The organism is Gardnerella sp. C0026F2 (genome assembly GCF_056590715.1).
Genome location: NZ_JBWPWR010000001.1, coordinates 640,004 through 666,736, shown reverse-complemented (window position 1 = coordinate 666,736; position 26,733 = coordinate 640,004). Strand labels below are relative to the sequence as shown.

General features: G+C 39.3%; 13 protein-coding genes and 1 tRNA gene. 13 read left to right on the top strand and 1 reads right to left on the bottom strand.

The annotated features are described in order from the left end of the window. Positions 1-2,687, bottom strand: a 2,687-nt coding sequence (locus AC1EK3_RS02460) for an Ig-like domain-containing protein (protein ID WP_480033745.1), incomplete at its 3' end; no start/stop codon positions are given. A 729-nt stretch (positions 2,688-3,416) separates the two neighbouring features. Here AC1EK3_RS02460 and pyk point away from each other — a divergent pair. The 13 genes from pyk (at position 3,417) to AC1EK3_RS02395 (ending at position 26,726) form a co-directional block, all read left to right on the top strand. After that, complete coding sequence (gene pyk / locus AC1EK3_RS02455; RefSeq protein ID WP_004107046.1) at positions 3,417-4,856, top strand: pyruvate kinase; 1,440 nt, start codon at positions 3,417-3,419, stop codon at positions 4,854-4,856. A gap of 232 nt (positions 4,857-5,088) precedes the next feature. Next, positions 5,089-5,162 (top strand) — tRNA-Leu (locus AC1EK3_RS02450). A gap of 275 nt (positions 5,163-5,437) precedes the next feature. Further along, positions 5,438-6,976 (top strand): alpha-amylase, encoded by a 1,539-nt coding sequence (locus tag AC1EK3_RS02445; RefSeq protein WP_480033486.1) that lies wholly within the window; start codon positions 5,438-5,440, stop codon positions 6,974-6,976. A gap of 216 nt (positions 6,977-7,192) precedes the next feature. Further along, positions 7,193-13,021 (top strand): type I pullulanase, encoded by a 5,829-nt coding sequence (gene pulA, locus AC1EK3_RS02440; protein ID WP_480033366.1) that lies wholly within the window; start codon positions 7,193-7,195, stop codon positions 13,019-13,021. Between the two features lie 181 nt (positions 13,022-13,202). Then, positions 13,203-14,885, top strand: a complete 1,683-nt coding sequence (locus tag AC1EK3_RS02435) for a VWA domain-containing protein (RefSeq protein ID WP_480033367.1) — start codon at positions 13,203-13,205, stop codon at positions 14,883-14,885. A gap of 49 nt (positions 14,886-14,934) precedes the next feature. After that, positions 14,935-16,362 (top strand): glycoside hydrolase family 3 protein, encoded by a 1,428-nt coding sequence (locus tag AC1EK3_RS02430; protein ID WP_480033744.1) that lies wholly within the window; start codon positions 14,935-14,937, stop codon positions 16,360-16,362. Between the two features lie 555 nt (positions 16,363-16,917). After that, positions 16,918-17,544 carry a hypothetical protein gene (locus AC1EK3_RS02425; protein WP_480033369.1) on the top strand — a complete coding sequence of 209 codons (627 nt, stop codon included), beginning with the start codon at positions 16,918-16,920 and terminating at the stop codon, positions 17,542-17,544. A gap of 224 nt (positions 17,545-17,768) precedes the next feature. Next, positions 17,769-19,733 (top strand): ABC transporter ATP-binding protein, encoded by a 1,965-nt coding sequence (locus tag AC1EK3_RS02420; protein ID WP_480033370.1) that lies wholly within the window; start codon positions 17,769-17,771, stop codon positions 19,731-19,733. A gap of 26 nt (positions 19,734-19,759) precedes the next feature. Then, positions 19,760-20,533: an energy-coupling factor transporter transmembrane component T family protein gene (locus AC1EK3_RS02415; protein ID WP_004106997.1), complete on the top strand. Its 774-nt coding sequence runs from the start codon at positions 19,760-19,762 to the stop codon at positions 20,531-20,533. Positions 20,534-20,587: 54 nt separating this feature from the next. Continuing rightward, positions 20,588-21,673, top strand: coding sequence for a 1,4-dihydroxy-2-naphthoate octaprenyltransferase (menA, locus tag AC1EK3_RS02410; protein ID WP_480033371.1), 1,086 nt, complete (start codon positions 20,588-20,590; stop codon positions 21,671-21,673). 231 nt (positions 21,674-21,904) lie between these two features. Beyond that, a complete protein-coding gene (locus AC1EK3_RS02405; RefSeq protein ID WP_391496405.1) occupies positions 21,905-22,693 on the top strand; it encodes an ANTAR domain-containing response regulator in 789 nt (262 codons plus the stop codon). Positions 22,694-22,772: 79 nt separating this feature from the next. Next, the gene (polA, locus tag AC1EK3_RS02400) at positions 22,773-25,820 is read left to right on the top strand and encodes a DNA polymerase I (protein WP_480033372.1); all 3,048 of its coding nucleotides are present in this window, start codon (positions 22,773-22,775) and stop codon (positions 25,818-25,820) included. A 21-nt stretch (positions 25,821-25,841) separates the two neighbouring features. Then, positions 25,842-26,726 (top strand): Nif3-like dinuclear metal center hexameric protein, encoded by an 885-nt coding sequence (locus tag AC1EK3_RS02395; RefSeq protein WP_480033373.1) that lies wholly within the window; start codon positions 25,842-25,844, stop codon positions 26,724-26,726. Positions 26,727-26,733 lie beyond the last annotated feature (7 nt).

The following is a 26,733-nucleotide window of genomic DNA, read 5'->3' as shown; positions in this document are numbered from 1 at the left end:
GGAGTGGTTTTACCGCTCACGGTTGTCTTGTCTTTACCAGTCTTGTTTTCAGCTTTCTGATCGCTAACAGCTGGTTTTGCTGCTGGTGTTTCACCGGTTACGGTCACGTTGACTGGGTCTCCGGTTACACCACCCTTGCTTGGAGTGAGCGTGAGCTTGGTGTTCGGTTCTTGCTTATCAATATCGACAGTGAAGGAACCGTCGTCTCCAGCGGTTACTTCGGTAACTTTTTGACCGCCCTTGCTGATAGTGACTGTTGCGCCTGGAGTGGTTTTACCGCTCACGGTTGTCTTGTCTTTACCAGTCTTGTTTTCAGCTTTCTGATCGCTAACAGCTGGTTTCACGGTTATGGTTAGAGTTGCGGTGCCGGTTTTTCCTGCCGAGTCGGTTACTGTGAGTGTTAGAGTATGTGTGCCAACTTCCTTCGGCTGCATCTTCGTAACAGTGAGATCCAACACTTGTTCCTGATCGCTGTCTTTGGTTTTTGAAACACTCGCACGACCACTAAGGATATCAGCTTGTTGAAGCAGATTGGCGCCCATTAGCGCGTCTATATAGTTGATTTTTTCAACCTTCACATCATCTGTAGCAACAATGTGAATCTTCAGATCTTGCCCAACTTCTACAGACGATGAAGTAGCAGTAGCAGTAATTGTTGGTTTTTGAGTATCCTTAGGCTTGGTAGCTTGTTTTTTATCACTTTTTTCTGAAGTTAGGTTAAATCCTGGAATTATTTTTTTAGGACCATCTTGCTTATCAGGCTTACTTACATTCGTTGTTGCATACACGTCGCCTTCAGGGATTCCATCTTTAACAGTAATCTCTGCTTTATCACCGTTAATCGTTGTAGTAGAGCCGATTTCCTTGCCATTTTTATCAAACAGTTTAACTGTTGTAGTAGCATCCTTAGGAATACCGTTCCCAACAGATACTGTTACTTTCTGACCTTTCTTTCCAGCAAGATCAGTTAGATTAGTGTCGATAACTGGCTTCTGTGGCTTAACATTGATGGTTACAGTTGCTGTACTTGTGGAATTATCGGAGTATGTTCCAGTAATCTCATGAGTAAACACGCCAACTGTATTAGTGTTTGGAGCAGTGCCTTTCCAGCTTAAGGTTGGCTGTTTATCAAGCTTTTTGCCATCTTTAACAGTTACAAATTTGTCAATTTCTGTCAATTCCGGTAATTTTTCACCAACGGTAGTATCAATGGTTTTACCGGTAATAGGATGTTCTTTAGAAAGTTTTGGCTTTTTAGTAACTTTGACTTTAACTTTGCGTGTGGTAACGTTGCCAGAGCCATCCTCGGAAGTAATAGTTACTTCCTTGTTGTTCATTTTATTAGTAACAGTGATGTCACCTGATGGAAGCGGTTTGTCTTCGCTTCCATCGCCTTTCTTGGTTATAGGAGTGTCCGTTAAACCAGAAATGCTAAACTTCTCAATATAACCTTTGTTATCGGTGGTAGTGAAGCTTAGTTTTTCGCCTTCCTTGAGTTTAATGGTCTTGGTGCTGTTGGTGATTTCGGTTTTGCCATTGTAATAAATTTTTGGCGCTGTGCTGTCAGTTTTATTGCGCTTTAACTTATCATCTTTGTCTGCATCGTTTTCTGGGTCTCTACCAGAAATAACCGTGTATGCAGAACTTGTAGTTGCTCCCCAAGAACCGCTGTTTGCCCATGTCCATGCGTTCTGAATGTTTGCATACTTGTCGTTATAATTGTCTGCGTTTTTATTAATGGCTCCTGGACGAAGCTTTAATTCTGCATGCATATGATACGCAACATCGTCATACGGTTTAGCAACTGTTATACCCAAACCGTAATTTTTGTTATACTGCTGACCATTATTATAAGCATACATTGCTTGATCTCCAGCCATTCGGCTAATAAGAGGGTCATCTCCGTTTTTATGGAAGATTTGATCTAAATCGTCATTAACTTTATTAGGATTAAGTCCTATACCTACCTGATAAAGAGCATAACCTTTTTTGCCAAAATGCTGATCAGTTTTTGTCATGTTAGATACAGAGAATGATAGGGAATCATCTTTCTGAAAAGCTTCCGGATCTTGCGAAAGAATGTGACCTTTGGTTTTCGGTCTGTACGCATCGTATCTAAGATTAGTAACCGTATCAGATTTATATAGACCATCTGAATTCAAGTCTGCAATTGCATATGGTACCTGCCATAAGTACCATTGCTTGTTAGATTTAGATACCATTGATTCAGCATTGTTGTTGAAGAAAACATCGAAAATAAGATAATCAGAGTTGTCACGTGTTTCCACATGTGCATACATAGCTGTTCTATCATTAACGAATTTCCAATTCTTATCAGACCCTTCCTCGTCTGATGTTATTCCTGTCGCATTGCTGTTTCTACCGCGCACTCTTCTAAATTCAAGAATATTTGGATGCTGCAACCAAGGTTTCTTGTCGCCTAGTGGAACATATTCACGATCTTGATACTTAGCAACCGTGCCGCTCGTAAGCTTTTCAGCTATTGCAGTGTACGTTGGCGTAGTAATTGTGGTTGTTGGAACAGCCATGGCAGGCTGGCTGCCTAAGCAGGTTGCTGCTGTCAACAAAGCAGCCATCGTTGCTAACGGAAGTGTGTGTACTTTGTGTGCAGAACGCTTTTTAGAAGATTTTGATGATGTATGTTTTGAAGGATTAGTGGTTGTCATAACAATCTCCTTAATTTTCCCTAATCTTTAACGAATTTTTAAACAAATAAATAGAACGAATTCTATGACAAATCTCTCCAATGCCAGTAATAAAACTCTCTATTTAAATGGGTCTATTTAAAATTCTATCATTTTTGTTATTTTTCATAATATTTTTTAGTTTGAAATTAGTTTAGACTGTAAAATTTCCTACGGGGGGGGGGTGCTATAAATGAAAATTTCTTGCAAAATGTTATAACAATATAATTTTTAATAAAATTTCTTATTATTTTCGTAACTTGCTATATGACTTATGGTGTGTCACAGATATGTGATTGGGTAATCACTAAACAAATGTTTATTATTGTTGGGAATGTCATGACCATCGTTTGAAGATGCGGAGCATTAGAAAGTATATACTTTAGTTTCTTAATTCTTGGATACGATGCAATTTGCTCGACGGAATACGCGATCTAAAGAAAGAGTTGCGGCAAATAAGCGATGCTAAAAGTTAGAAAATAACTATTATTCTCAATTATTATTCAACTATTGTTCAAGCATTATCTGAGTGGTATTCAAGTATTATCTGCGATTTTATGTTATTTTCTGTGAGCGTTCACAAAACGCCGAATAAATACAATAAGCGGTCACAATCCGTTGATACACTGGAAAGCGGAATTGGGCGTTTTGTGGTTTTTGTCATTAAATCGCTCATAAAAAATAAACAGAAATAGAAAATAGGTAGGCATTATGCGTAAAGCCAAAATCGTTGATACTATTGGTCCAGCTACCGAATCCTTGGAAGGTATTACCAAGCTTGTTGAAGCCGGTATGGATGTTGCTCGTTTGAACCGTTCTCACGGCACTCCTGAAGATCATTTGCGCGTTTACAACAACGTTCGTGCAGCTTCCAAGTCAACTGGCCGCAATGTTGCTGCTCTTGTTGATTTGCAAGGTCCAAAGATTCGCTGCGGATGGTTCAAGAAGAACGCTGAAGGCGAAGATAAGGTTTATTTGGAAGAAGGTCAGGAGTTCATCATCACTACTGATGATGTTGAAGGTGACGAGCACCGCACTTCTACAACCTTTAAGGGCTTGCCAGGAGATTGCCATGCAGGCGACCCAATCCTTATCGATGACGGTAAGGTTCGCCTCGAGGTAACCAAGGTTGAAGGCAACGACGTGCACACCAAGGTTATTGTTGCTGGCCCAGTTTCCAGCCACAAGGGCATTAACCTCCCAGGTGTTGCAGTTTCCCTTCCAGCTTTGACTGAAAAGGATGAGGCTGATCTTCGTTGGGCTATTCGCACCGGCGCTGACATTATTGCTATGTCCTTCGTGCGTTTCGCTACCGATATTGATCGCGCTCACGAAATCATGGACGAAGAAGGTCGTCGTATTCCAATCGTCGCCAAGATTGAAAAGCCACAGGCTGTTGAAAACTTGGAAGAGATTGTTAAGACCTTCGATGGCATTATGGTTGCTCGTGGTGATATGGCTGTGGAAATGCCTCTCGAAGAGGTTCCACTGGTCACCAAGCGTTGCATCGAGCTTTCTCGCCGCTATGCAAAGCCAGTTATCGTTGCTACTGAAGTTCTTGGCACAATGGTTAACTCTCCAGTTCCAACCCGTGCAGAAGCTTCTGACTGCGCTAACGCTGTTCTCGACGGCGCTGACGCAACAATGACTTCTAACGAAACTGCTGTTGGTAAGTATCCAGATGTTACCGTAAAGACCATGTCTCGTATTTCTCAGTATGCTACTGAGCATGGCTATGATCGCATTCCTGCTGTTGAGCTTGATATGTCTAGCACTGGTGCAGTTTCTTCTGCAGCTGTTGATTTGGCAGATAAACTTAACGCTAAGGCTATTGTTGCCTACACTCAGACTGGTCGCACGGTTCATCGCATTTCTCGCGAACGCCCAACCGCTCCAATCTACGGCTTGACTAACAATGAGCACACTTATCGTTGGTTGGCTTTGAGCTGGGGTACCGAAGGCTTCTTGATTGATGAAGATTACCATGACATGAATCGTCACGATTTGATGATCTTCACTGACAAGGTTCTTCGCGAAGCTGGTAAGGTTTCCGATGGTGATCAGATTGTTATCTTGAGCACTGCTCAGGGTGAACGCCAGGCTGGTCGCACTGACTCCATCTACGTTCACACCGTTGGTGCTTGCGATTAATTGCTTTATTCCGCGTGCTTGCGCCAATACGCTAGTTCTTCTAGTTTAGGTGCATTTGCGCGGTAATATAATTTGCATAATGCGCGCTTTCTGTTTTGCAGTTTGCGCGCATTATGTTATGTATGATCAATATTGTTGATTTGCGACACGCGCAAAACGCTTTAACTATTTGCATGTGGCTTAAAGTGTGCTATAGTCAACAAGTCGCAAAAAAATGCGGAAAATTAAAAATGCCCCTGTATCCCAATTGGTAGAGGAAACAGCCTCAAAATCTGTGCAGTGTGAGTTCGAGTCTCACCGGGGGCACGTGCACGACGTCGCTTAGTTTGCTAGGCGACGTTTTTATTTTGTATTTTAATGTCTCGTACATAAACAATAAGCGTATAATAATAAAAGTATTCTCGCACAATGAAAGTGCTGTACGTGATGTGAAAGGAACAACGATGATCCACAGTGCACGATTGCAAGTAAGTGAGCGTAAAAAAAGTAATTATGCTTGCGAATTAATCAATAATTACAAGCGCAATTTAATGTGCTCTTTTACTGCGATTGCTGCAATTGCTGCTGTAGCAACAGTATTAATGTGTATTTTTGCTATTGTTCCAAACTCTTCGGCATTTGCTTCAACTAAATCAACAGACGGTCTTCCGCCAAAAGGTGTGATTGTTACTGCTTTTCAGCAAAATTGGAAGAGTATTGCTCAAGAGTGCAAAACAACTTATGGTACTGAGGGCGTGAGTTATGTGCAGGTTTCTCCTCCTGAGGATCATATTAAAGGTAAGCAGTGGTGGACTTCTTATCAGCCAGTTAGTTACAATCTAAATTCAAAGCTTGGCACTGAAGACGAGTTTAAAAATATGATTACTACTTGCAAGGCAGCTGGTGTTGGAATTGTTGTTGATGCTGTAATTAATCACACAACCGGCGATAGTAATAAAGATACTGTAGGTGTTGGTGGTAGTAAGTATGATGCGGCAAATCAAAGCTATCCGGATGCTGGTTACACAAAAGATGATTTTCACCAAATAGATAAAGATATTTACACATATAAAGATGCGCAAGTCGTTTGGAATTATCGTTTAGTTGGTTTGCTTGATTTGGATACTTCTAAGCCTCATGTACAAAAAATTCTTGGTAACTATTTTGCAAAATTGCTAAAAATGGGTGTTGCGGGCTTTAGAGTTGATGCCACAAAACATATGTGTCCTGAAGATGTAAAAGGTATAAAAGAAGCTGCTGCTAAAGCTGCTGGAATGAAGCCTGAAAATATTTGGTGGATGCAAGAAACAATTGGTTTCCCTGAACAAGATCCTAAAATTCAGCCAGATCAATATGTTGGTACAGGTGAAGTAGATGAGTTTGAATACTCGTATCGCTTGCGTAACTATTTCTATGGCTCAATTGAGAATTTGTCTCATATTACAGATCAGCTTATTCCTAATAAGAAAGCAGCTATTTTTGTGACTAACTGGGATACTGAGCGTGACAATTCGACTCGAGTTCTCACTTATAAGGATGGAGCAAAGTACGAGTTAGCTAATGCTTTTATGCTTGCTTATCCGTATGGAACACCAAATATTTATTCTGGATATAAGTTCACTCAGCGCGATGAAGGTGCTCCTGGTGCAACTGATACGCACATTCCAGATGTAAAGTGCGGAAAGAATTCTCAGTGGCAGTGCACTCAGCGTTGGACTTCTATTCGCGGAATGATTGGATTCTACAATGCTGTTAAGGGCACGAAAGTAACTCAATGGCAGGATGACAACGATAATAACATTGCTTTTAGTCGCGGAAACAAGGGATTCTTGGCGATTAACAATACTGATAAGCCTAAAAATGTGAGTTATAAAACTGATTTGCCTGATGGTGAGTATTGTAACGTATATGCTTCACGTAAATGCTCTAGCACAGTTACTGTAAATGGTGGGAAAGTAGAGACGACTATTCCAGCTAACTCCGCTATTGCTTTGCATGTTAAGGCTGTAGAGCATTTTGGAAGTACTTCCACGTTTAGTACTGTGTTAATGATTGTAATTGTTTTCGCTGTGCTATTGATTGAACTAGCTCTGATTCTGTGCAAGAATAAGGCTGATTCTAATAAGAAAGATGCGAAGTAAAAGACGATTTGGAAATAAATTTGTATTGGCATTATTACAGTTTTTGTATAATTATTGCAATATTGTCAGTATGTAGATGTTATAATTTTCTCCGCTGATAATGCACGTTTATAACGATGGCTGGCAACATAGTTGTGCTAGCCATCGCTTGTGTATTGAAGCTATTAATGCGTCCAAGGAAGAAGCGCGTTAATACCAATGGAGGAAAGGATACTGATGAGTCATCGTCGACACTTTGCATCGAAGATGGTTGCTATTGTTGCGTCTGTTGCAATGCTTGTAACTGGTTTTGCTGTTACGGGTAGTGCAAACGCCGAAAATACTACTGGGGGGTCTACCAATAGCAAAGAAACTTCTTCGAATGTAACTCTTAAAAGTAAGGGCGTTATTGTTACTGCATTCCAGCAAAATTGGAATAGTATTGCTCAAGAGTGCACTAAAATTTACGGCCCTGAGGGTGTAAAGTATGTGCAAATTTCGCCTTCTCAGGATCATATTAAAGGTAAAGCCTGGTGGACTTCTTACCAGCCTGTTAGCTATAAATTAAATTCTAAACTTGGCACTGAAGCTGAGTTTAAGCAGATGATTCAAACTTGCAAAGCGGCAAATGTTGGAATCATTGCTGATGCTGTTATTAATCACATGGCTGGCGCTGATAATAAAGATAAAGTCGGTGTTGGTGGAAGTAAGTATGATGTGTCTACTCAGACTTTTGAAGATGCTGGATACAAAAAGGATGATTTCCATAAAGATACTAGTAATATTGAGCATTATAACATTGCTGAGGAAGTGTGGAATCGCAGGCTTGTAGGCTTGCTTGATTTGGATACTTCTAAGCCGCATGTTCAGCAAGTTCTTGGTAAGTATTTTGCAGATTTATTGAAACTTGGTGTTGCAGGTTTCCGTGTGGATGCTGTAAAGCATATCTCTCCAGATGATATGAGAGGTATTAAAGCTTCTGCTATAAGGCAGTACAACGAAAGTGTTGAAGATAGCAAAAAGATTCATGACATCTGGTGGATGCAGGAAACTATTGGCAACTCTTCAGAAGCTGCACAAATTCAGCCGTCTGCACATTTGAATGAAGGCGAAGTTAACGAGTTTGGCTACTCTTACCAGCTTAAGCAAAACTTTAAAGGCTCGCTGATAAAGGCAAGCAAGCCGCTGAACAAAATTCAAGACGGCATGGTTGAAAGTGATAAAGCTGCTATTTTCGTTACGAATTGGGATACTGAGCGCGGTAACAGCGTGCTTACATATAAGGATGGTCGTCGTTACGCTTTAGCAAACGCGTTCATGCTTGCATGGCCATACGGCACTCCAAACGTGTATTCCGGATACAAGTTCGATAAGAATGATGATGGTGCTCCTGGTGCAACTGATATTTCTGTTTCGGATGTGACTTGTGGCAAGGATTCCAATTGGCAGTGCACTCAGCGTTGGACTTCTATTCGTGGAATGATTGGATTCTACAATGCTGTGCAAGGTGCGAAAGTTACGAATTGGCAGGATGATGGAGACAACAACGTTGCTTTTAGCCGCGAAAAGAAGGGCTTCTTAGCAATCAACAATTCGCTTGACGAAAAAGAAGTTTCTTATAAGACTGATTTGCCTGATGGCGAGTATTGCAATGTGTACGCTGCAGGTGACTGCTCTAAGACTGTTAAAGTTGCAAAAGGTGAAGTTAAAACCAAGATTGGTGCTCGCGAAGCAGTAGCTTTACATGTTAATGCCACAAAAGCTACACATCCGGCTGGCGCTGCTACAGACCCATCTGATCCTCAATATGGTGAAGAAAAGCCTGATGCAGGCATGCCAGAAGATCCTACTACAACTATTTACTTTAAGCCAGACGAAAAGTTTAAAGATAAGAAAGTATATATTCATTACGGCATAGGCTCAAGCTGGACTCAAGCTCCTGGCGATGAGATGCAAAAGGCTTGCGACGGTTGGTATAAGAAGACGATTACAACCAATGGCAAAGCTTATGAAGCAGTGTTTAATAATGGTGAAAACTACTGGTATCACGAAGGAGATAATAATAACTTTAAGATTCCAGCTCACACTGATTCGTATGTAGCTCAAGATCACAAGGGTAGTGTTGGAGTAAATCCTTGCCCAGTAGCGTATAATCCAAAGACTACTGTTCGCATCCACTACAAGCCAAAAGCGGATGATAGTCGTGATATTGGCATTTGGTTGTGGGGCAAAGACAAGGATGGTAAAGATTTACCTGGAGCTTGGCATAAGTTTACTGGCACGGATTCTTTCGGCAAAGTTTTTGAAACTACAGTTGATGGAGCTTTTGAAAACAAGTCACTTTCCTTTATTACTACTACAAAAGAGTGGGGTAAAGATGGTGGCGATCGTGCTATTGAAAACTGTGCAAGTGGTCTTGCTGAAGCTTGGGTAACAGGCGGATCGGATACTACGCAGTTCACTGCTCCAAACAATCTTAAAAAGAAGCCAAAAGAGTTAAAGGTAACAGTTCATTATCGCAGGAATGCTGGCGATTATGAAGGCTGGAACATGTGGACTTGGAACGACGGAACTAATGGATCTGCTCGTTACTTCACTTCGCATGACGATTATGGCAAGATTGCAACCTTTACTGCTAAGAATGATGCTGGTATTGACAGTGTTGGTTTCAAAGTTAGAAAATCTACGCCAATTGACGCTTGGAAACAACAAGATCCTAGCGATCGCAGTATTCCAAACAATGCAATTAAGCTAGATGCAAATGATCCGAACAAGGGTAGTGCTGAAGTCTGGTTAATGCAAGATGACATGACAGTGTACTTAAACGCTACTATGCCACAACTTACAGCTCACGTAATGTCTGCTGATATTGCTGGCTTAAAGAAGTTAGCTGTAAAAGTATCGGGTGACGTGTCTTCTGTAAAAGACAATGACGTAACACTTTTGGATACTAGTGAAAATCCTAGCAAGAAAGTTGAAATTGCTTCTGCTAAAGCTAAGGGTTCAGAGATTACTATCGAAACCAAGAATGACCTTAATATTAAGCATAAGTATGAGTTGAGTATTAAGGGATTAGCTACAGGTATTAAGCTTTCTGCTTCCTCAAAAACTGGTTCTAGCGTAATTCGTACCGATGAATTCGATAAGAAATATGCTTATGCTGGCGATGATTTAGGTGCTGTGTATTCTGCTTCTTCAACTACTTTCAAGCTTTGGGCTCCAACAGCAACTGAAGTAAAGCTGATTACTTATAAGTCGACTCAAGAAAACGCTGAAAAAGACAAAGAAACAGCTATGAAAGCAGAAGATCATGGCGTATGGTCTGCAAAGCTCGATGGTGATAAAGCTAATACAGCTTACGCATATGAAGTTCATTTTGCTGATGGCACAGTGAATGTTTCTGCTGATCCTTATGCGAAAGCTGCAGTAGTAAACGGTGAACGTTCTGTTGTATTAGCAGATAAAGACGCTGGTAGCGCTGGAAATCGTATGCCAAGCTTTACGAATCCAAGTGACGCAACAATTGCAGAAATGGATGTTCGTGACTTCTCAATCAATCCAAACTCTGGTATTAGCGATGCTCATCGTGGTAAGTATATTGGCGTAATAGAAGCAGGTACTAAGACTAAAGATAAGCAGAATGTTTCTGGCTTTGATTATTTGAAGTCGCTTGGTGTCACTCACGTGCAAATCATGCCAATGTATGATTTTGGTTCTGTGAATGAAACTGGTGACTTGAGCTATGGAAAGCAAGGAGCTCAAAACTGGGGTTATGATCCGCAAAACTACAATGTTCCTGAAGGGTCTTACTCTACGGATCCTGCTAATCCAACAGCGAGAGTTAAGGAAGCTAAGCAAATGATTGCTGGCCTTCATAAGGCTGGTTTGCGTGTGATTATGGATGTGGTTTACAACCATGTTTATGACGTACAAAAGCATTCGTTTAACAAGACTGTTCCTGGATACTACTTCCGTTATAAGGATGGCGCTCTGAATGGTAATTCTGGATGCGGTAACGATACTGCTTCTGAGCGTCAAATGATGCGCAAGTATATTTTAGATTCTGTAAAGTATTGGGCTACGCATTACAACCTTGACGGCTTCCGATTTGATTTGATGGGCTTAATTGACCTGAAGACTATGCAGGAAGTGCGTGCTGAGCTTAATAAGATTGATCCTTCAATTATTGTGCTCGGCGAAGGCTGGGATATGAATGAACTGCTTCCTAAGAGCGAGTCTACTATTCAGCCAAATGCTTATAAGATTCCAGGAGTAGCGTTCTTTAACGATTCATTCCGTGATTCTATGAAGGGTTCTGTGTTTGGTGATGCGTCTACTGGTTTTGTCAATGGCAATACAGATAAAGGTGTTAAGGCTTTGCTTGAGCATAATTTGCTCGGCTGCCAGTTTGGCACAAGTACTATTAAGTGCTCGAATGGTAATGCTGAAACGCACTTTGCTAATGCAGGACAAGTAGTTCAGTATGTTGAAGCTCACGATAACTTGTCGTTGTACGATAAGCTAAAGGTTTCTGCGCCTAAAGACACTGAAGACGTACGATTGAAGCGAGTAAAGCTTGCAAATTCAATGGTTTTGCTTTCGCGTGGCATGCCGTTCATTCAGCTCGGCCAGGAATTCTTAAGAAGCAAGAACGGTAATTCTAATAGCTACAATGCTGGCGATAAAGACAATGCTCTTGATTGGAATCGTGCAACAGAAAAATCTGATTCCGTGAACTATTTCAAGGGATTGTTGAAGTTACGCAAGAGCATTAAATCTCTTCGTGATTTTGATTATGCAACAATTAACAAGAACATGAAGATGATTGCTGGCACTCCTGATGGTGTAATTGCTTACACGCTTAACGATGCAAATAAGCAATACGTTGTAGTGTTCAATGCTAATAATGCTGAAACTCAAGTAAAGATTCCAGCAGGAAAGTATTCTGCTCTTGTTGCTGATGGCAAAGTCAATGACGTTGCTCAAGAGGCTAATGTTTCTGCCGACGGAACATACAAGGTCGCTGCTCTTTCGACTGCTGTGTTGATTAATGCAGAAAAGACTCCGGCTCCTCAGCCTGGTCCTGGTCCTGTGAATCCTCAGCCTGGTCCTGTGACGCCAACGCCTCAGCCACCTGCTCCGGCTCCTGGTCCTGTAGTTCCAACACCAGCTCCTGGACCTCATCCGCAGCCTGGTCCGCAACCAGCGCCAGTTCCAACTCCAGCGCCTGGTCCTGTGACGCCAACGCCTCAGCCACCTGCTCCGGCTCCTGGTCCGGTAACGCCTGCACCAACACCGTCTCCGGCACCGGCTCCTCAGCCTCAGCCATCTGAGCATGAAACTCCAGCTAAACCGGATCAGACTAAACCGGATCAGACTAAACCTGATCAGACTAAACCTGATCAGACTAAGACTGAAACTCCAGCTGAGCATCCTGCACCTGCTAAGTCTGAACAGACTCAGTCGGCTAAATCTGAGCATTCTGCACCTGCAAAGTCCGAACAGTCTGCGCCAGCTAAGTCTGAGCATTCTGCTCCAGCTAAGCCAGCAGAATCCGCTCCTGTACCTGTTGCTCCGAAAACAGTTCAGCAGCTTAATCCAGAGCTAAAGGGAACTCTTAGCGTTGGTAACAATAACGTTGCAACTGCAGGTGTTGTTAACAGTGTGAGAATTAATGTTGTGAACAGCGAGTTCACCGAGCGTTTGCAGCGTGATGGAGTAGTTTATGCATACGCGTACATTTACTCGTCTCCTCGTTTGCTCAAGGGTGCTGATGGTTCAAAGTTTGTGACTGTTCGCATGGTTAATGGCAAGCCTCAATTTGATGCTCAGTTCCCAGCTGGATACACCGGAAAGCATACGGTTGTTTTGGTTGACGAAAAAGGTAATCAAGTTGCTTGGACAGATATCACAGTAACAAGCAATGCAGTTTCGCAACAGCTTCATAGTTTAAGTGCAACAGGCAGTAATATATTCGTAGTTACTACTGTATGCTCAATACTAATTGCTGCTGCGAGCGTATTGTTACTTCGTATTAAGAGTCACAAGCGTTATGCGAACTCGTGAGGTTTTTATAAGTAAATAAATAAACTAATAAGTTCGCTTATTATAAAAAGCCGAGGGTAATTGCATTTGTTGCGATATCCTCGGCTTTGTGTTTGAAGCAGGGTATAGAATTAATAGATAGTTTGGTTTTTTATAACTGTATGTGAATGTTTTACTAATAAGGAAGAGAAAGAAGAAAATCATGTACTGCGTTAATTGCGGAGCTACTTTAAAAGATAATACGAGGTTCTGCACGCAATGTGGTGCAGAAATTACTTCTCAAGCAAATAATACTCAGCCTCAGCAAGTAGGGCAGCCTTATCCTGAAGCGCAAACGCAAGTATTCTATACCAACAACATTCCTAATCAGTATTATCGTCCTGAAGTAAATACACAATACCCGTATCAACCGCAATACGGGTATGCGCAAGTTGCTGTTGAAAATGATGCGAAGCGAAGGAATATTATTATAGCTATTATTGTTATGATTGCTGTTATTCTTTCAAGTATTTTTGGGTATTGCATTTGGGATTATATGAGACCAAAGCAAATTCCTTACGAAACTTTGCGAAAAGAAATTATGAAATCCAATAAATATGCGGATTATAAGTTAAAAATCGTTGACTCTGACGTATCTAAATATCCTCATGTAAAACTGTACTTTTCGCTTACTGATAGTAGTGGAAAAGCTTTGGAAATTGATTCTCCTACTGCTGCAATTCGTGAGAAGATTGGTGGCGGCAAAGAAGCTGAAAGACTTATTCGTAAAGTTGAGCGTATTAAAGACAAACAAGGTGTTAATTACGAAATTCTGCTTGATAAATCTGGATCTATGGATTCTTCAATCGACACTATGAAGAAAACTATGAGCGATTTTGTGCGCAATCTTAATTATAAGGTTGGGGACACTGGAGAGCTTATATCTTTCGATAGTTACTTAATGTATATGGCAACGTATACTAACGATAAAGATCGATTGCTTACGGGCATTGATAATATGACTCCTTACGGCATGACAGCTTTATATGATGCACTTTATACTGGAATCACTAATGCTTCTAATCATCCTGGCTTTAATTGCGTAATTGCGTTTACTGATGGTCAAGATAATGAGAGTACTCATACTGCTGATGATGTTATTTCTTTAGCTAAAGAAAAAGGTATTCCTGTATATTTGATTGGTACTAGTGAAGCTGATTCAAGCACTTTGCAAAATATTGCGAATGAAACGAATGGTTACTTCTGGGATATGAATTCAATATCAGATATGAAAGAGGTAATGAATAGAATTCGAGTCAATCAAGATAATGTTTATTGCTTAGAATACGATTCTGATTCTTCTTCGAATCCTTATGATGATCGAGTGATTTCTGCATTGGTTGCAGATTCTAAGAATCATCAATCTGGTGGTATCGGTGATGATTTGTCGTTTAAGCCAATTAAGAAGAAGAAGTATAAGAAGACTGCAACTCGCTTCGTGTTACATAAGGGCGATGTGAAGTGGACTGAAGCTAATAGTGCATGCATGCAAGATGGCGGTTACTTAGTAACTCTTACCAGTAAGAGTAAAGAGAAAAAGATAATCGATATGGCAAAAAAGGAAGGCGTCAAGTATGTGTGGATTGGCGGTTATACTTCGCAACGTGAGAATGGTGACGTGTTTGCGCACTGGGTTACTGGTGAAAAAGTAAAGTATGAAAACTGGTTGCCAGGAGAGCCAAGTCGAAACGATAAAGATGGAGAGCCTGAGTTTTATCTTATGCTTTGGCGTTTAAATGATGAGTGGTCGTGGAATGATCAACGCGATGATTTATTTACGACTCCTACATTGCGTAAAACCTTTAGTGGCAAAACTGGCTATGTTTGTGAGATAAATAGGCGTTAGCATTACGCTACTTTTTGGTTCATTTTTAGCGAATTAGAGGAAACTCGTTATGCGAAAGCAAGGGACACGTAAACTACAAAGCAGTCCGCATTATGTAGATGGTCGCACTATGCAATATCGTAATGCTCAGCATCATAATCAAATTGCAAGTGTTGCCCCAAGAAGGCGTTTTGCTTCTATTTTAGTGGCTATTATAGCTATTGCTTTACTTGCAATATCTATGTTTGCTGCAGTATCTGTTATGCGCTCGCATTTTTTTAACGTTTCTTCTAAAAATTATGTTAGTAAGAAAACAGTTAATTCTGCGGATATAGCTAAAAAACTTGAAGCACTAAAGAAAGCACGTAAAAAGCAAGCAAGGCAGGGGATTGATCCTAATAGCATTGCTGTTAAAAATGTGCTATCAAAAATGTCTCTTGAAGATAAAGTTGCTCAAATGTTCATAGTTAAACCTGAAGAATTAGTTGGAACATACGGGACTGTGGTATCTTCTGGTTCGCAAATGCAGCAGTCGTTTAATTCCATACCTGTTGGCGGCATAATGTATAGCAGGGAGAATATTCAGAATCCTAATCAAACTCAGCAAATGATTTCTGGGTTGCAATCAATAAGCGAATCTAGAGTGTCACTTCCTGCTTTAGTGGCTGTTGACGAAGAAGGTGGCACTGTTGCGCGAGTTAGCTCAAATCCTCAAATGGGCGTTAAATCTTCTCCTAATATGAAGGATATTGGAGCGACTAAAAAAACGCGTAAAGCTTATAACACTGGTGCTTACATTGGTAATTATCTTTCGAATTTAGGTTTTAATGTCGATTTTGCTCCAGTTGCTGATGTGATTACTAATCCAGATAATAAGTTGATGATAAAGCGTTCATTTGGTTCTAATGCTTCGTTAGTTGCAAATATGACAGATGCGTTTACTGACGGTTTGCAAGAGAATCACGTTTTTGCCACGTATAAGCATTTTCCTGGTCACGGTTCAACTTTTGAAGATTCTCACAAAGGTGCTACTGTTTCGAACCAATCTCCAGTTGCATTAAGAAAAATAGATTTAGTGCCATTCAAAGATGCTGTAGACACTGGTGTTAAGTTTATTATGGTCAGTCATGTGTCGTATCCGAAGATTACGGGTGATGATATTCCTGCTAGCATGTCTGAGAAAATTGTTACTGGTTTAGCTCGTAAACAGCTTGGTTATAAAGGCATTCTTATCTCTGACTCTCTAGGGATGGGTGCAATATCGTTGCGCTATTCTCCTGGAGTTGCTGCAATTACAGGAATTAAAGCAGGTATCGATATATTACTTTCTCCTGCAAATTTGCGTCAAGCATATTATTCTGTTGTCACTGCAGTTCGTCAAGGTGATATACCTGAGTCTCGAATTGATGAGTCTGTAAAGAGAATTATTGCAGTAAAATTGCAAATTGCTCAGCAATTAAAAAGTCAAAATGTAAAAGATTCCAAAACAACTAAATGAATCAGCGTGTTGCATTTATTTAAGTAAATTTTTTCTTTTACATTATTTCGGGAGTTTCTTTATTTAAAACGAGATTTTCTTTGCAAAATAAGGATTTACGAATAATAAATTTATAAATATTTTTGTAATAATTATTTCATTGCGAGAATATTTTTGGAAAAAATGTTTGCATTTGTACTTTTATGGTGTTAGCATCATTTCCAACACAAACAAATATCGAATACTTCGGTTGAGGTTTGTGCGTGAACCACAGTTAGTATTAATGAGTTAAGGAGGCAGACATCATGCTTAACATGAACATGAATGCTGAATCTTTTGATACTCTTAATGCTGCACGTATGTGGTGGTGGCAGTCTTCTCTTTGGCGTGAGTTTACTCTGAAGTTTTAGAAGCTGCGTATAAAAGCTTGTAAAAGACCTCCGGGTAAGCCCCGGGGGTCTTTTTGTATACAAGCCTTAAATTTCAAAAATAACCAAATCACAATTCACAAATCACAACAAAATATTCGGTAGCTTTGTATTCAAATAATATAAAGCTTAAACAAGGAGAGAAATCATGGCTAATGAAACTAACGAAAATGTTATGGAAGCTACTAACGGCGTTGCAAATGCAACTGGTGATGTTGCGTCGGTAATGATGAAAAATGTGAAAGTTAAGAATCATGCACTAAATATTACTTCGTTAGTGCTGGTTGCAGTTCTATTTGCAGCAGGATGCATTCTTGATTTTACTGTTGCCAAGCCTCTTTCTATTGGAAATATCCAGCCTGAGTTTGTTATTGCTTCATTCTGCTTGGCGATTTTATTGGTTCGTCCAAAGATTTATCAAGGAGCTATTATTGGAGCTCTTGCTGCAACATTAATCCAACTTAATACTTCGATTCCATTCCTTGAATATGCGTGTGACATTCCTGCTGCAATTATTATGACAGCTATCTTAATTGGATATGTCCATCTCTTCCCAAAGGATGCTGCTCGTAAAGTAAGTGTTTTCCCATTTATTGCAACTTTTGTTACAACAGTAATTTCTGGTTGCATTTTCGCTTCTATTGCTGCTTACTTTATTCTTCATTCTCCAAACATGGTAATCGTAATGATGCCAATTATTTTTGGTACTGCTGCATTTAATGCGATTATTGTTGAAATTCTTTATACTCCATTGCGACTCGTATTGCACAAATAATAAATAAATTAATTAAGAAATTCTCATGATTGCATGTTTAATTGCACGTTATACGTCATTATTAACGAATGTGTTTAATGAGTATAAATGTATAAAGTCATAGAAGTATAAATATAAAGGTATAAAAGCAAGTTGGCATCAGTCTAATATGATTGGTGTCAACTTGTGTTTTTGTGTTATTAATTTTTTTAGCGTTTGCTCGGTGTGTTAGAGTTAGGAATGTTATGTCTCAGCAAGAAAAATATGTTGCAGATAATCATTTAGTTGATTCTGCCGAACCGTGTAAAGAGCCTATGAAAAAAAGTGATGAATCAGTAAAAGAAGTGCCATTGCTTGAATTAAGCAATGTATCTTTTCGCTACGATACTCATAGTGATGAAAGTGTTGCAAATAAAGATAAAAAAGACAATGAAGGCAGTTGCAACTATGCTCTTCATAAAGTAAACCTTAGCATTCATCAAGGTGAGTTCGTTGGAATTATTGGACCTTCTGGGTCTGGTAAAACAACTCTTGCTTCACTTTTTTCTGGAGCAATTCCTCACCATTATTCTGGCAAGTTTTTCGGAACTGTCAGAATTGCTGGTCATGACACTACTACTCTTGAGCTCACTAATATTGCTTGTTTAATTGGCTCTGTTATCCAAGATATTGATGCGCAAATGGTTGCTGCAAACGTTGAAGATGAGTTGCTTTTTGGTTTAGAAAACTTCGGAGTTTCGCACGATGAAATTCCTGAACGTATAGCAAATGCACTAGAAACTGTTGGTATTAGCAATTTGCGAAATCGTGATTTAGATACGCTATCTGGAGGTCAAAAGCAGAAGGTTGCAATAGCTGCTATTTTGGCTTTAAGGCCTAAAGTGATGGTTTTAGATGAGCCTACTTGTGCGCTGGATCCAGTTTCTTCACGTATGATTTTCGATGTTTTAAGTGATTTGAATAAAAACTTTGGTATTACTATTGTAGTGATTGAGCAAAAAGTAGCTTTATTAAGCGAATATTGCAAGCGTCTTATAGTGCTTTCTAAAGGAGAGCTTGTTCTCGATGCTCCTGTTTGCGAAGCTCTTAAAGATATAGAGTTACTTCGTAAAGTAGGTATTAATTATCCACGTACTACTCGATTGCTTAAACAATTGCAAGATGAACAAATTTGCGATCCAGCACCTCTTAGTGTTGGAGTTGATGAAACTGTAAATACTATTGTTAAAACTTTGCGTTCTGATTATTCTAAACTTTCTAATAGCGATGACGTGCATGATGCAGAAGCTGATTTAGAACTTAATAAAGAAGATTCTAAAAGAGCTAACAATGCAGTTAATAATATTGATAAGCCATGCCTTTCAATAGATCATGTGAGTTTTGCTTATGCAAATGATGTTAAGGCTCTAAAAGATATTTCATTTGATGCTTATGCTGGTGAATTGATCGCACTAATTGGTAAAAACGGTGCCGGAAAAACTACTATTACAAAAATTATTAACGGTTTACTAAGACCTACTGAAGGTAGCGTAGCAATTGACGGTATCGACACCAAGCCATTGCGAATTAGTCAAATAGCAAAATATGTTGCGACATTATTCCAAAATCCTGATCATCAATTATGTAAAGAGACTGTTCTTGAAGAAGTAGAGCTGAGCTGTATTTTAATTGGTGAAGATTCTAGTCAAGCGAAAACGCATGCAATGGAAATTATTGAGAAACTTGACTTAAATCCTACTGACAGTCCATTCATGCTTTCTAGAGGGCAGAGACAAATGGTGGCATTGGCTGCAACTGTCGTAACACGTCCTAAAATACTTGTTCTCGATGAACCAACTTGTGGGCTTGATTACAATGAATGCGTGAGAATTATGCAAGTTGTTGAGGAGTTGCGAGCTAACGGTTGTTGCGTGATTATGGTTTGCCATGATATGGAAGTTGTGCTTGATTATGCAACTAGACTTATAACGATTAATGATGGAAAGCTTATTATTGACGGTTCGGCGCATGATGTTTTTGAAAAACCAGACGTCTGCTCAGCTGCTTCTTTATATCCACCGTTATTGTGTGCTGTTTGCCAAGGTTTGGTTTCTAACGGTTTCAAGCAATGCGATGGATTGTATACGAGAAAAGAATTAGTTGAAGCGTTGCGTTTTGGTAAAATCACAAAACATAATCAGAATAAGCAGCATAATCAGCAGAATAGTTAGAAGTAAAATAAAGGCATCTGATATTTATGAAAACGAGACTATTAACATATCAATCAGGCAACACATTTCTTCACCGCACAAACCCTATTGCGAAGCTAATTCTTGCTGCGAGTATTGTAATAAGCGTATTTATTGCTAAACAGTATTCTGTACTTATTGCGCTCGCTGTTATTATTTTTGTTGGCATGGCTTTTACTCATGTTGTTAAAACATTATTTGGCCTTATTAAAGCTATGCTAATAATTTCTTGCGTAATGTTTTTGCTACAAACTGTTATTGCTCAAAGTGGAAACTATATTTTTCTATGGTTTACGTTAAGAGGTATTGATATTGGAGCGAAAGCTTCTTTGCGTTTGTTCTGTTTTGCTTTTCCTCTTGTTACAGTGCTAACAGTAACTAAATTAAACGATCTTGCAAATGCTGTAGTCCAATATTTGCATATTCCATATTGTTATGCTTTTACTATAACTACTGCGGTTCGTTTTGTGCCTATTTTTGCGCAAGAAATGTCTCAAATCACAGAAGCTCAAATGGCTCGCGGAGTTGAATACGATAGTAAAAATCCATTTAAAAAATTAAAACTTATGATGCCTCTTATTGTGCCTCTTTTGGTTTCTTCAGTGCGCAAAGCAGATAGTTCTGCGCTAGCAGCGGAAGAGCGCGGATTTTATTTGCGTACACGCAAGTCTTCGTATTACAAATACCCATTCGGATGGCGTGGATTCTTGTCTTTAGTTATTTCTGCACTTATTATTGCTTTACCAATATGCACTTCAATCTTTTTGCCAAATTTAGTGTAAAATATTTGTGTAAATCATAAATAAATAAATCATAAATAATTTATGAGGCTTTTGATGAAAAGTGTAAAAATTTGGCTTAAGGGTGCGAGAATTTACACGCTTCCAATAGGCTTAGTTCCTGTTGTTATGGCGTTTGCGGTTTCATTTAGAATGATGCGATTTTCGTATTTTGAAGAACCAATTATGCATCTAGAGCAATGTTTTACACAATTTTTCTTGTGCTGCATGGTTGCTGCGTTTATACAAATCGCCGTCAATTATGCCAATGATTATTGTGACGGATTGAATGGCTTGGATGAGAATCGTAGTTTGCGTGCTTTAAGTAGCAATAATTCAAAGCCTTTATGCGATGTATCTTGGCGCCTTGCAAATGCTGGAATTTCCTCGAAATCTGTGCTTAAAGCTGTAATAATTTCTGCTTTTATTTCTTGTATTTTTGGTTTGATTATTGTTTTGCGAACTGGGATATATTGGTTTATTTTACTTGGAATTGCGTGCTTTGCTGCAGCATGGTTTTATGCAGGAGGTAAACATCCTTACGGTTATAAGGGTTGGGGAGAAGTAAGTGCGTTTGTATTTTTCGGTCCTGTTCCTTTTATTGGTTCGTTATGCGCAATTACATACGGAATTGGTATTCCAGAAACTAGCATATTTATCAATAACAGGCAAAGGATTTTGGCTTGCGTGCTAGTATCTTGCATTCCTGGTGCTTATTCGGCTTGCTTAATGATGGTAAACAATCTTCGAGATATTAAAAGCGATAAAGAGCATGGAAAAATAACTGCTATGGTTAAAATTGGCGAGCGCAATGGTAGGCGTTTATGCGCTGCTATGAGCATTGTTTCTGCTGTTCTTTTGATTGCATATTCTGTTTTGATTATTGCGTTACCTTCCGCAGTGCCGTCAATATGGCGATTCTATAGTGTTGAAATTTTCCTCAGTTTTAGTGCGATTGTATGCAATTCTTCGTGGCATTTATTTTTTGCTGCTTTTCAGTGGCTCTTATTGTTAGTCATTGCAATTAAAGCTTATAAGTTTACTAAATGTGTGCTTATAGGTGATTACAAGAATGCTTTTCCTATGTGCGTTGCTCAGGCAATACTTGGTGCGCTAGCTGTATTATTATCTGCGATTATATAAAATAAGCAAAATAGTGCTAATTGTATGTGCTTATTCGCGCGTCTTGCAATTCTTATGATATTATTAATTGACACAAACATGGTGCGCGTGCGGTATTTTAATGACATGCAATTGCGTTATGATGCGCAATTTCCACTAATGTTTATGAGTGTGCCGTTGCGTGAGCGCCATGTTAAAGATGCATGGCTATGTTGCCCTGTGAATGTGTGGCAATGAAGTGAGGTTTTGAACATGCCAGGTATGGATGAAAATGAAGGGACAGAGCCAGCGATGCCTGAGGTACTTACTGATGATGAGCTGCGCAAAGCTGCAGATGATGAAGCTGCTCAGCGAGAATCTAAAGAAAAGAAAAACAATCATATTCGTACTGTTGTAGTTGCAGAAGATGAATCAGTTAATCGCATGGATTTAGTTGCAATGCTTGAAGATAACGGATATCAAGTTGTAGGTCAGGCTGCTAACGGTCAAGAAGCTATTGAGTTGACTCGTGAAAATCATCCAGATGTTGTGTGCATGGATGTTAAGATGCCTGTTATGGATGGCATTACTGCTGCTGCAACAATCTGTGATGAGAATATTGCTCCTGTAGTAATGCTCACTGCTTTTTCACAGTCAGATTTAGTAAAACAAGCAACTGGTGCTGGAGCGATGGCGTACGTTACTAAACCGTATGAAGAATCTAAACTTCTTCCTGCTTTGGAAGTTGCTATGGGTCGCTTTAGTGAAATCAACGATTTATTAGATAGTGTTGAACGTGCAGAAAACAAGTTACACGATGCTGAAGATCAGTTGAAGAAAACAGAAGAAAAGTTGAAGAAAGCTGAAGATACTTTAGAAGAACGTAAGCTTGTAGATCGTGCTAAGGGTCTTCTTATGGATAAGGCTGGATTCTCTGAACAGGGTGCTTTCCGCTGGATTCAAAAAACTTCTATGGATCAGCGTATCCCTAAGAAGCGTCTTGCAATGGCTATTATTGCAAAGTATAGCGATGATAAAGTAGAATCTTCATCTGAAAATTAGTAGGGCTATATTTGTTCATTTTTATATAAGCGCATAGTTATTTATTAGTAATTTACGGAACGTGGGTGAGTAGTCAACAGTGAATACCAACATCGTTGAAGAACATTCTTCGGAAAATAAGAATGAGAAAGGAACGTTGTTGGTTGTTGATGGCCATTCTCTCGCGTTCCGTGCTTTTTTTGCAATATCTGCAGATAATTTTTCTACTCGCTCTGGGCAAGCAACGAATTCCATTTGGGGATTTATTACTATGCTTTCGCAGGTTGTAAAAAAAGAGAAGCCTGACCGCTTAGCTATTGCTTTTGACGTTAAAGGTGGAACTTTTAGAAATACTATGCTTCCTCAATATAAAGGTACTCGTGATGCTGCTCCTCAGGAGCTACTTTCGCAGCTTCCTATTATTCAGCAGATGCTTAAAGCTCTTGGTGTAACTTATATTGAGAAACCAGGTTATGAAGGTGATGATGTTATCGGCACTCTTGCAACAATGGGAGCGAATGCCGGTTATAGAACTTTGGTGCTTTCTGGCGATCGTGATGCATTCCAACTTATAGATGACAATATTACTGTTTTGTATCCAGGACAGCATTTTAAAGATTTAAAAGAAATGGATAAGGATGCTGTTTTTGAAAAATATCATGTTACGCCTAAGCAATATCCTGATTTAGCAGCGTTAAGAGGAGAAACTGCAGATAATATTCCAGGAGTTCCAGGTGTTGGGGATGGGTACGCTGCTAAATGGATTAATCAATTTGGAAGCCTAGAAAATATTATTGAACATTCGAATGAGATTAGTGGTAAAAAGGGAGAAGCTTTAAGAGAAAATATTGATCAAGTTCGTTTAAACCGTAAAGTTAATGCTTTAGTTTGCGATTTGGATTTAGGCGTAACTGTAGATGATTTGTGCTTCGGTGAGGTTGATGCTGCAAAATTAGGAATCTTGCTGTCTCAACTTGAATTTGGCGAATTAAAAAAGAGAAAGATTCTCAAAACTTTTAGCAACGGTACGCAACAATCTATTGAAAATAATATGCGTATAATGTTTTCGTCTACGTATGAAGGTGATTCTAATAACGATAAGCTAGCTCAAAGCGATCAATCAAATATTGATGCAGAAAATTTTCAAGAAATGCTAGCAAGAATTGACTTGCATCATGTTAAAAATGTAGAAGACTTTATTAATTGGGAGAATTCCGTTTCTTCTTTGCTCTATACAGAAATAAAGAAAGATTCAAAAAATACTGAAGACACTTTTGAAGAATTAAGTTCCGAAAAAATTATAAATAATTCTCGTAAATGTGCCGAGTCTATACTGAAAAATCAAGAAGTTGTAATATACGCTCATGAGTGCAATAAGAATTCAAAACATCATTTTGAGTTGACTGCAGATTCTTTAATAATTCTTGTTGCTAATAAAGCTGTATTATTGTATGCGTCTGATTTGCAATCGGCAGATCGAGCTTTACTCGAGATGTTGCGAAAGTTCTTGCAAAAAAATTCTTCAATAACAGTATTGCATGATTATAAAAAGCATTTGGGATTGCTAAAATCGTTAAAATTATTCGATTCTAATAATTCATTCGGTACTCCACTTCTTGATACTCGATTGGCATCATATTTATTGGAGCCTGATTTTCGAGCTGAAACTTTAGAAAATATGGCTGAACATTATTTAGACATTCAGCCAGATGAAGATAATTTGTGTGAAAATGAAGCTAAGCAAGGTGAGCTTGATCTTCTTATTGACGATGAAATGCCAGCTAGTGAAGAAGAAACTAATGAAAAGCAAACTCAAGCACGTGAAGCAAAATTCTTAAGAACTGTGCTTCTTATTCGTCTTTTGGCTTCTCATTTTGCTTCAACACTTGACGATAGAAAACAAACTGGTTTGATGACTGATTTGGAAATGCCTATTTCGCGAGTTTTGCGTGGCATGGAAGACGTCGGTGCTGCAGTTGATATGCAACGTTTAAGTGGTATGCTTAAGCAATTTTCTGCAGATGCTGAGTTTGCACAAAATATGGCTTGGAAAGTTGCAGGTAGTTCTGTTAATTTACAAAGCCCTAAGCAGTTGCAGCAAATACTTTTTGAGCATTTTGGTCTTAAGCCTACTCGTCGTACAAAGAATGGCTCGTACACGACTAATGCAGAAGCTTTACAAGCTATGTACGTTAAACTTGATCCAGAAGAGCCTGCAAGTCAATTCTTGGGTGCGCTACTTAAACATCGTGAAACTAATAAATTGAAGCAGATTGTGCAAAGTTTAATTGATGCAGCTCATTATGACGATAGGCGCATCCATACAACTTTTGAGCAGACTATTGCAGCAACTGGTCGTTTGAGTTCTGCTGATCCTAATCTTCAAAATATTCCTAATAGGAATGCTGCTGGTCGCGAAATTCGTGCTGCTTTTATTCCAGGAGAAGAATTTGAATATTTAATGAGTTGTGATTATTCACAAGTTGAGCTTCGTATTATGGCTCATGCATCTCATGATAAAACTCTTATTGAAGCATTCCGTTCCGGCGTAGATTTTCATAAATATGTTGCTAGCTTAGTTTATAAGATTCCTGTTGAACAAGTAAGTCCGGATCAACGTTCTCACGTAAAAGCTATGAGCTATGGATTGGCATATGGATTGAGTACTTATGGGTTAGCAAAACAGCTTGCTATTAGTCCGGCTGAAGCTGAAATGTTAAAAAATAAGTATTTTGATACTTTTGGCAATGTTCATGACTATTTGGAATCTCTTGTGTCGAAGGCAAAAGAACTTGGGTATACAGAAACTATGTTTGGTCGGCGTAGGTATTTCCCGCAACTGTCTTCCAATAATCGTGCATCCCGTGAAGCTGCTGAGCGCGGAGCTCTTAATGCTCCAATACAAGGTACTGCCGCGGATATTATGAAACTTGCTATGCTTCGTGTTGATTTGGGATTGCGCGAAGCAAAAGTGCGCAGCCGCGTAATATTGCAAATACATGATGAATTGATTTTAGAAATTTCACATGGTGAGCAAGAGCAGGTAGAAAATATTGTGCGCAAAGCTATGGAAAATGCTGTGAATTTAGACGTTCCTCTTAATGTTTCTACTGGAGTTGGTGTAGATTGGCAATTAGCAGCGCATTAACACTACTTAAAGGGAGAAGAAATGATTAGATTAAGCAAAGTAATTGAAGCTATAGAAACGTTATATCCATTGAGCTTTGCTGAAGAATGGGATGAGCCAGGTCTTATTGTTGGAGATTTGCATTCTCAAATTCAGCGAATCGTATGCGTTAGCGATCCTACGATTAGCGCAGTTGATCGCGCGTTATCAATGGGAGCAAACTTATTAATAACTCATCATCCTCTATTTTTTAAGGCAGTGCATGGGGTTTCAAACGAAACTGTTCGTGGCGAAATTGTGCAGCGCTTAATTAGTAATAATTGTGCGCTATGGGTTGGTCACACTAATGCGGATGTCGCGTGGCGCGGAGTTGCTCATACTGCAGCAGAGTATTTTGGTCTTCACAATTTGCGTCCAATTGTTGTTTCCAAGCAGATCGATTCTGCTGGACGAAATATTGGTTTAGGTAGAATTGGCGTTTTGGATATGCCAATATCATTGCGTGATTTTGCGCAAAATGTTTTTAATGTTCTTCCTCATACGAAAGTTGGTATTCAAGTTGCTGGAAATCTTGACGCAAAAGTTAGTACAGTAGCTGTTTTGCCTGGTTCTGGGGAAAGCTTGCTAGATGAAGTTCGCAAGCAAAAAGTTGACGTATATGTTACAAGCGATTTGCGTCATCATCCTGCGCTTGACGCAATTGAGCGAGCTAAATATGAATCGAAATTGCGTCTTTCTTCTGGTGAAGATTACATTCAACGCGCATATCCTATGATTATTAATACTTCTCATAGCGCTATTGAATCATTATGGTTTACTTATGCAATTAATGATATTGCTGATTGCATAGAAGAAATGTATGGAGAGCGTCCAGAAGTTGCTTGGTTAGGCGAAGCTTGCGATCCATGGAATTACGTTATTAATTGAGGCTTTC